This is a genomic window from Sphingomonas sp. URJC2 (assembly GCF_059803575.1).
This window is the reverse complement of sequence record NZ_JAPFGX010000064.1, coordinates 1-7619: the sequence shown is the minus strand read 5'-3', so window position 1 is coordinate 7619 and position 7619 is coordinate 1. Positions and strand designations below refer to the sequence as shown.

Sequence of the window (7619 nt, the reverse complement as noted above, 5' to 3'; positions counted from 1 at the left end):
GGCCGGCGGTGGCCGAGGGCGGCGACCTGTCGGCAACCATGGTGTCGGCCCCGCCGCCGCGTTACCCGATCGAGTCCCGCCGCCGCTGCGAACAGGGTGTCGTGCTGCTCGCCGCGCGCCTCGACACCGAGGGGCGTGTCGCCGCGCTCGATCTCGCGCGGTCGAGCGGGCATGACCGGCTGGACCGCGCCGCGCTCGACGCGGTGCGCCGCTGGCGCTGGTCGCCGGTGATCCGCGACGGGGTCGCCGTGCCGGTGCGCGGCACGATCGAGATTCCCTTCATCCTGTCCAACGCGGCCGGCCGATGCTGATCGCCATTCCCGATATGCTCGATGCCGCCGCCGTCGCCCGGCTGCGCGCGGTCATCGACGCCGCGCTCTGGGTCGATGGCAATGAAACCTCGGGCAGCCAGTCGGCGCTAGCCAAGCGCAACCTGCAACTGCCGCAGGACAGCGAGGCCGCACAGGCCGCCGGGCGGATGGTGCTGGAGGCGCTTGGCCGCAGCCCGTTGTTCATCGCCGCCGCGTTGCCTGCCAAGGTGTTTCCGCCGCTGTTTAACCGTTATGGCGCGGGGCAGGCGTTCGGCGCGCACATCGACAATGCGATCCGCATGCGCGGGCCGGATTTTCGTTTGCGGTCAGACCTTTCGGCGACATTGTTCCTGGCCGATCCCGACAGCTATGACGGCGGCGAGCTGGTGATCGAAGACCGGTTCGGCGAACAGCGGGTGAAGCTGCCGGCCGGGCATATGGTGCTGTATCCGGCATCGAGCGTCCACCGCGTCGAGCCGGTGACGCGCGGCGAGCGGGTGGCGTCATTCTTCTGGATCCAGTCGATGGTGCGCGACGAGGGCGCGCGGCGGCTGCTGTTCGACCTTGATCAGGCGGTGCAGCGCGTCTCGGCAACGCTGGGCGCGGGCGACCGCTCGGTGATCGATCTGGCCGGCGTCTATCACAATCTGCTGCGCCGCTGGGCCGAGGTCGGCTGACGGGCCTGTTTTCGCGGCACCGGCCCTCACGCCCACCCGGCCTCCCAACGGCAGTATAATATGGGAGGCCGGGTGGGGGTGAGGGCCGGTGCCGCCCGTGCGGCGTAAGCCGCACAGCAAACAACCTGGTGCCGCCCCCGCGCCGTGAGCCGCACCACAAACCTATCGCCGCCCCAGCGGCGCACGCCGCAGCAACCAGCCCGATCCGCTCAGCCCAGCATCTCGCCAAGCGCGCGCGACTGCCATTCGCGGCCGTCGCGGCCAAGGCCGAGCGCGGCGATCCCGTGCTGGTCGGCCAGCGCCAGCGCGCGCTCGGGCGGCAGCACGGTCAGCACGGTCGCCCAGCCATCGGCGGTCATGCAGCGGGGCGCGATCACCGTGACCGAGGCAGTGCCATGGGCAACCGGCGCGCCGGTGCGCGGATCGAGGCTGTGGGCATAGATCCGCCCATCAAGCGTCAGGCGGCGGACATAGTCGCCCGAGGTTGCGACCGCCATGTCGACCGCCGCGATCCTGAGCAGCGGCGTCCGCCCGGCATCGGGGGCTTCGACATCCACCCACCAGGGCTGGCCATCGGGGCGCAGGCCCTGGCCGCGCAGCTCGCCGCCAATCTCGACCAGAAAATGGCGGTGGCCGGCAGCGATCAGCGCATCGGCGACCATGTCGACCGCATGGCCCTTGGCGATGCCGGACAGGTCGAGCAGCACCGGGCGCCGCCGCATCAGCCGCCGCGCCGCCGGATCCCAGGCAAGCGCGTCATGCCCGCTTGCGGCCAGCGCGGCGTCGATGTCATCGGCACCGGGCAGGGTGGCGCGCGGCCCCGGCGGGCCGAAGCCCCAGAGATTGACGAGCGCGCCCGCCGCCGGATCGAACGCCCCGCCGCTCAGCCGGGCAAGGTCGAGTGCGGCGGCCATCACCGCCGCAAACTCCGGCTCCAGCGCCTGCCACTGGCCGCAGGGCAGGCGGTTGAACCGCGACAGGCTTGATTGCGGGTCCCAATGGCTCATCTGCGCGACCGTGCGCGCCAGCACCGGCGCGACCAGCGCTGCAATGCCCGCTGCGTCCAGCCCGGCGACCTGCGCCGACCAGCTGGTGCCCATGGTGTCGCCGCCCGCCCGGCCGATCGCGGCATCCGGGGGGGATGCCGCGAACAGGCCGGGTGACAGCGGCGGAATCGCGATCCGCATCGTCGGTCAGTCGATCAGGGACATGGGCGGCGCGTCAGGGCGCCAGCACCTCAAGCGTGGTGACATAGCTGGCGCGGCGCGCGGGCATCGCCTGTTCGGGGGCGGCATCGGTGGTCACGTTCAGCCAGTACATGCCCGGCCCCGGCCAGCGCACGGCGATGCCGCCGTCCGGCCCGGTCTTGAGGTCGATCTGGTTGAGCGTGTCGCGATAGCGGTTGCCGCCCGGAATGATCGTCACCGGCAGGCCGGCGGCGGGCTTGCCGTCGAGCAGGAAGCGGAAGCTGGCGGTTTCGCCCGCGACCAGATCATTGGGATGGGTGACGGGCACCAGCTCGATCCCCTTGCCGGTCGGGGTGAACACCCCGGTCGTCGGTTCGCCGGCGGTCACGAAGATCTCGTTGCGCGAGACATTGTGGCTGGTGCGCACATCGGTCGCCCCTGCCGGGATCGCCTCGGCCAGCCGGTCGGGCGACAGGCCGCGCGGCAGCCGCGTCTCGACGCCGTTCAGCTTGTAGCTGCCGAACACGCTGTCATTGACGCTCATGATCTTCCAGGTGCCGCGCGCGGTCAGGTGCACGTCGAACGTCGAACGATAGCGGCCGGTCGCCCAGTTCTCGATCTTGCCCGCGCTGCCGTCCGGGGCCATTGCCAGCGGCTGGGCGCGCAGCGGCTGATGCTCGAAATAGAACAGGTCGTTCGACACGGCGGCGTCGACCGTCACCCAGACATCGTCGCCCGACAGCACGGTGGCGGACGGCATCATCCATTGCCGGTGCGCGACGGCGGGCGTGGCGAGCAGGGCGGTCGCGCCAAGCGCCAGAAGGGCGGCACGCAGGGTCATTCTCGGTCTCCTCAGGCAATGATCGCGGTTCAGCGGCGGACGGTCAGCGCCACCGCGCCCAGCTCGGTCGTGCCGGCGGCGCGGGCGCTGGCGGTGCCGCCGGTCCCCGGCCAGGCAAAGGGCAGGCGCAGCAGCTCGCGCCCGCCAACCTCGCGCGCCGCCTCGATCACCAGCACATATTGGCCGGGGGCAAGCGGCGGCAGCGGCCCGCGCCCGGCGCTGAGCGTCAGCCGGTGCGTGCCCGGCCCGCGCGTCGCGCCCGACACGCCATCGGCGGGCAGGCGCATCGACCGGCCGGCCGCGCGCCACCATTGGCGCACGTCGCGCAGCCATTTGGCCCCTTCGCCGCCCTTTTTGGCGACATCATACCAGATGCCGAGCGTGCGCGGGGCCGCGCCCTCCTGTTCCAGCCAGATGGCGACATAGGGCTTGTGATATTCCGCGACATCGAGGCGCGGCAGCGTGACCGACAGGTCGAGCGTCTGGGCCGACAGCGGCGCGGCGCCGAAGGGCAGGGCGAAGGCCCCGGCCATGGTCATGGCCAGCGGGCGGCGGGACAGCGCGATGCGGTGGGTGAGGATCATGAGGCGTCTCGCGGCTTGGGGGGGTGGATGACCCGGGGGTCAGTGGATGAAGAACAGGGCGATGCCCGCCGGGATGGCGAGGCCGAGCCCGACGAGCGGCCAGGTCGAGCGGCGCTTGGCGGCGTGAAGCTGGAGCAGGAACAGGCCGGTCACCGCGAACACCACGCACGCGATCACGAAAATGTCGATGAACCACGCCCAGACGGTGCCGGCATTGCGGCCCTTGTGCAGATCGTTGAGATAGGCGACCCAGCCGCGGCTGCTCGTCTCGGCAGTCACCGCGCCGGTTGCGCGGTCGATCGCGATCCACGCATCGCCGCCCGGCCGGGGCATGCCCAGATAGATTTCGTCGGCCGACCATTCGGCAAGGCCGCGCGCCTTGACCGGCAGATTGGCATCCAGCCAGTCCGCCACCGCCGGCGGCAAGGGGCGTTTGACGTCGGTGGCGGCATTGGCGTTGGCGGCATTGGTAGCCGCGCCACCCTCCGCGCCCGCATCGGCGCGCACCCGCGCGGCGAGCGGCGGCGGCAGCTGTGCTTCAAAGCTGCGGCTGACCGATTTGCCCTCGATATCGGCGGCATGGTTGAGCGTCAGCCCGGTCACCGCGAACAGCAACAGGCCGATCAGCGAGATGGCCGAACTCATCCAGTGCCAACTGTGCAGCTGACGCAGCCAGAACGCCTTGCGGCTTTTGGGCCGGGGCGTGGCCTTGGGCGCAGGCGGCGTATCGGCGGAAAGCGTTGATCTGGAAGCGTGCATGGTCCGTTTCGCGTGGCGTGCCGCCGCACTAACGCGAACGATTATCAAAAGCAAATGTTATCCGGCCCGGACGGCGGCAGCGGGCGCGGCTTGCGGGCAGGCCCGCCGTCTGCGCCCGTCAGGCGCTGACCAGCGTGCCCTGGTGCCGGTCGACGCGCCCGCCGGGTGTCGGCGAATTGTCGTTCGAAATCCGGAACCGCCCGGCCTGTTCGGCAAGCAGCAGCGCCTCGTTCGACAGGCCGCGCGCTGCCGCGGACGTCTGCTCGACCATCGCCGCATTTTGCTGGGTCATCTGGTCCATGCCGGTCATCGCGCCGGTGATTTCGCCGATTGTCGAGGCCTGGGCGGCATTGTCCTCGGCGATGGTGCCAAGCAGCGAATTGACCTGGGCGACCCCGCTGGCGATGCTCTGCAATGCGCCGTCGACCCGCTCCACCGCCGCCACCGCGGTCTCGATATCGGCCTGGGTGGCGCTGAGCTGGTCGCGCGCGCGCTTGGCCTCTTCCTCGGCGCGCATGGCGAGCGCGGAGACGAGATCGGCGACGACGGCAAAGCCGCGCCCCGCCTCGCCGGCGCGGCCCGCTTCGACCGCCGCGTTCATCGCGAGAACCCGGGTCTGGAACGCGATCTTGTCCAGCCCCTCGATCACGCTGTCGATGCCCTGCGCGCTTTCCGACACCCGGCCCATGGCGGCCACGGCATCGTCGGCGATGCGCCGGCCTTCCTCGACGGTGCGGCTGGTGCTGCCGGCATTGGCCACCGTGTGGTTGGCGGCGGTCGAGGTCGCGCGGATGCGCTTGTCGATCAGCGAGACCGCGACCGAGGTCTGCTCGATGCTGGCCGCGCTGCCTTCGGTGCGGCGCGACAGATCCTCCGACGCCTGGGCGATTTCGGTCGAGGCGCTGCGGATGGTTGCCGTGCTTGCCATCACCGCGCCCAGCAGCTGCTGCAGGCTCAGGATCGCGCTGTTGAAGTCGCGCTTCAGCGCTTCATATTCCGCCGGAAAATCGGCGGTGACGATGGCCGTCAGATCGCCGTTGCTGACGGCACGCAGGCTGGCGGCAAGGCTGGAGGTGACATGCGTCTGCTCGGCGGCGATGCGGGCATCGGCGGCGGCGCGCGCGACGCCCAGTTCGCGGATGCCGACCACGGCCTTGGCGAGCGCGCCGACCTCGTCACCCTTGTCGCAGCCCGGCACCTCCACATCCTGCGCGCCCTGCGCCAGTCGCTGCACCGTCGTGACCAGCCGGTCGAGCGGCGCCAGCACCGCGCGCGCGATCACCAGCCCCGCCCCGGCGGCGGCGGCGGCGCTCAGCAGCGCAACGATCACGCCGATCACCTGAAACAGCGTCGCCGTGCGGCTTTCGCTGCGCGCGAGCGACTGGCCGACATCGATCTGGATCTGCATCAGCCTGGCGATCTGCTCGGTCAGCGGATCGATGGCGGGATAAAGCTCGGCGGTCACGAACCGGTCGAGCGCGGCCCCGTCGCGGCGGCGGATGATGTCGACCAGCCGGGCGGTCGCCTCATCGGCGGCGGCCATGCGCTTTTTCGCTTCGGCGACATTTGCCGCTTCCTCGGCGGTCATCTCCGACTGGACATAGGCATCCCAGCTGGTGCGGATATCGCCCCGGGCGCTGTTGAGATTGGCGAGCGCGGCGGCAGGCGACAGCGCGCCCGAACGCGCCTTGTGCGCGGTGTCGACGATCAGCACCGCATAGGCGCCCGACACTTTGTTGAGCTGGTTGAGCGGCACCAGCCGGTCGTTGAGGATCGCGCCGAGCGCCTGTTTCTCCTTGCCCGACAGCGTCAGCAACAGCCCCGACAGCAGCAGAAGCGCGAGGCTCAGCACCGCCAGACATCCGAACAGTTTCGACCTGATCGTCATGTTCGCCAGCATTCTCAACACCTTCATGTCCTGCCCGGCTGCATTTGCGACCGGGAAGCTGTGCTATCGGGCTGAGCATCGTCTGCCGGATCGGCGGATTTGCGCTCTGACCCACGTTGTCATCATAGGAAAGCCGGGCCGGTCTACGTTACGGAACCGCGATATTCCGGCATTGGCGCGCGCGCCGCCACGCGGCCCCTCTTGACGGCTGCGGCGCAACCGGGCCTGTTGCGCCCGGCGTCGTCTGGATGGCGCAGGGTTGGCGAGGCGGCGTTTGGATCAGGGCATCGTTCAGGCCAGCGGCCTCATCAAACATTATGGCCAGCGGCGGGTGGTGGACGGCGTCGATCTCGCCGTGCCGCAGGGGGCGGTTTACGGCGTGCTCGGCCCCAATGGCGCGGGCAAGACGACGACGCTGCGGATGCTGCTGGGCATCATCGAACCCGATGGCGGCAGCCGGCAGCTGCTCGGCACCGCCCATCCCCGGCTGGCGCGCACCCGCATCGGCTATCTGCCCGAGGAACGGGGGCTGTATCCGGCGATGACGGCGCGCGAGACGATTGCGTTCATGGGCGCGCTGCGCGGCCTGCCCTGGCGCGAGGGGCGCGCCCGCGCCGACCGGATGCTGGAGGAGGCCGGGCTGGGCCATGCGGCGGGGCAGAAGATCCGCAAATTGTCCAAGGGCATGGCGCAGCTGGTCCAGCTGCTCGGTGCGATCGTCCACCGGCCCGAGCTGATCGTGCTCGACGAGCCGTTTTCGGGGCTTGATCCGGTCAATCAGGAAAAACTCGAAGGGCTGATCCTCGCCGAACGGGCGCGTGGCGCGACCATCCTGTTTTCCACCCATGTCATGGCCCATGCCCAGCGGCTGTGCGACCGGCTGGCGATCATCGCCAATGGCCGGCGCTGTTTCGAAGGCACGGTCGCCGATGCGCGCGCGCTGCTGCCGATGCGTGCCCATTTCGTGCCGCGTTCGGGCGATGCCGGGATAAGCGCGCTGCTCCCCGCCGATGCCGCGCCCAGCGGCGACGGGTTCGATTTCGCCGTGCCCGATGAAGGGATTGAGCCGGTCATCGCCCGGCTGCTCGCCGCCGGGCACGGCATTGCCGGCCTGTCGATCGAACGGCCGGGCCTGCACGAGGTGTTCGTCAAGCTGGTGCGGGAGGCGGCATGAAGCATTTGTTCCAGCCGGCATGGGCGATTGCGCGGCGCGATTTTGCTGCCACCGTGCTGACGCCGACCTTTCTGCTGTTCCTGCTTGCGCCCCTGCTGATGTTCGGCGTCGGCGCGATTGGCGGGTTCGGGGCCGCACAGGTGGCGCGCGACGCAGGCGCGCAGGCCGGCCCGGTCGCGCTGGCCGCCGGGGCCGAGG

At 70.5% G+C, this 7619-nt stretch carries 8 protein-coding genes and 1 pseudogene; 4 read left to right on the top strand and 5 right to left on the bottom strand.

Features of this window, described 5'->3' with window-relative positions; translation table 11 throughout:
- The coding region (locus OPU66_RS14540) for an energy transducer TonB (RefSeq protein WP_498554365.1) at positions 1-311 on the top strand (311 nt) is incomplete at its 5' end.
- On the top strand, positions 305-988 hold the full coding sequence (locus OPU66_RS14535; RefSeq protein ID WP_498554364.1) for a Fe2+-dependent dioxygenase: 684 nt from the start codon (positions 305-307) through the stop codon (positions 986-988). The genes OPU66_RS14540 and OPU66_RS14535, both read left to right, overlap by 7 nt.
- A 209-nt stretch (positions 989-1197) precedes the next feature.
- Here the strand turns inward: OPU66_RS14535 and OPU66_RS14530 are convergent, their stop codons facing one another.
- The 5 genes from OPU66_RS14530 to OPU66_RS14510 all read right to left on the bottom strand — a co-directional run bounded on the left by OPU66_RS14530 (position 1198) and on the right by OPU66_RS14510 (position 6274).
- Complete coding sequence (locus OPU66_RS14530; protein WP_498554363.1) at positions 1198-2175, bottom strand: FAD:protein FMN transferase; 978 nt, start codon at positions 2173-2175, stop codon at positions 1198-1200.
- A gap of 34 nt (positions 2176-2209) precedes the next feature.
- Positions 2210-3016: a DUF4198 domain-containing protein gene (locus OPU66_RS14525; protein ID WP_498554362.1), complete on the bottom strand. Its 807-nt coding sequence runs from the start codon at positions 3014-3016 to the stop codon at positions 2210-2212.
- A gap of 29 nt (positions 3017-3045) precedes the next feature.
- Positions 3046-3600 (bottom strand): DUF2271 domain-containing protein, encoded by a 555-nt coding sequence (locus OPU66_RS14520; RefSeq protein ID WP_498554361.1) that lies wholly within the window; start codon positions 3598-3600, stop codon positions 3046-3048.
- A 39-nt stretch (positions 3601-3639) separates the two neighbouring features.
- Positions 3640-4359 (bottom strand): PepSY-associated TM helix domain-containing protein, encoded by a 720-nt coding sequence (locus OPU66_RS14515; protein WP_498554360.1) that lies wholly within the window; start codon positions 4357-4359, stop codon positions 3640-3642.
- A gap of 118 nt (positions 4360-4477) precedes the next feature.
- Positions 4478-6274: a methyl-accepting chemotaxis protein gene (locus OPU66_RS14510; protein ID WP_498554359.1), complete on the bottom strand. Its 1797-nt coding sequence runs from the start codon at positions 6272-6274 to the stop codon at positions 4478-4480.
- 232 nt (positions 6275-6506) lie between these two features.
- Between OPU66_RS14510 and OPU66_RS14505 the strand changes: the two genes are divergently transcribed.
- Positions 6507-7421 (top strand): ABC transporter ATP-binding protein, encoded by a 915-nt coding sequence (locus tag OPU66_RS14505; RefSeq protein WP_498554358.1) that lies wholly within the window; start codon positions 6507-6509, stop codon positions 7419-7421.
- Positions 7418-7619: pseudogene (locus OPU66_RS14500) on the top strand (ABC transporter permease); the annotation flags it as partial. The gene OPU66_RS14505 and the pseudogene OPU66_RS14500, both read left to right, overlap by 4 nt.

Bases quoted from the DNA above. Each gene is read 5' to 3' on its own strand.
- OPU66_RS14510 (WP_498554359.1), bottom strand. From the start codon at position 6,274: ATGAAGGTGTTGAGAATGCTGGCGAACATGACGATCAGGTCGAAACTG.
- OPU66_RS14535 (WP_498554364.1), top strand. From the start codon at position 305: ATGCTGATCGCCATTCCCGATATGCTCGATGCCGCCGCCGTCGCCCGG.
- OPU66_RS14520 (WP_498554361.1), bottom strand. From the start codon at position 3,600: ATGATCCTCACCCACCGCATCGCGCTGTCCCGCCGCCCGCTGGCCATG.
- OPU66_RS14525 (WP_498554362.1), bottom strand. From the start codon at position 3,016: ATGACCCTGCGTGCCGCCCTTCTGGCGCTTGGCGCGACCGCCCTGCTC.
- OPU66_RS14530 (WP_498554363.1), bottom strand. From the start codon at position 2,175: ATGCGGATCGCGATTCCGCCGCTGTCACCCGGCCTGTTCGCGGCATCC.
- OPU66_RS14515 (WP_498554360.1), bottom strand. From the start codon at position 4,359: ATGCACGCTTCCAGATCAACGCTTTCCGCCGATACGCCGCCTGCGCCC.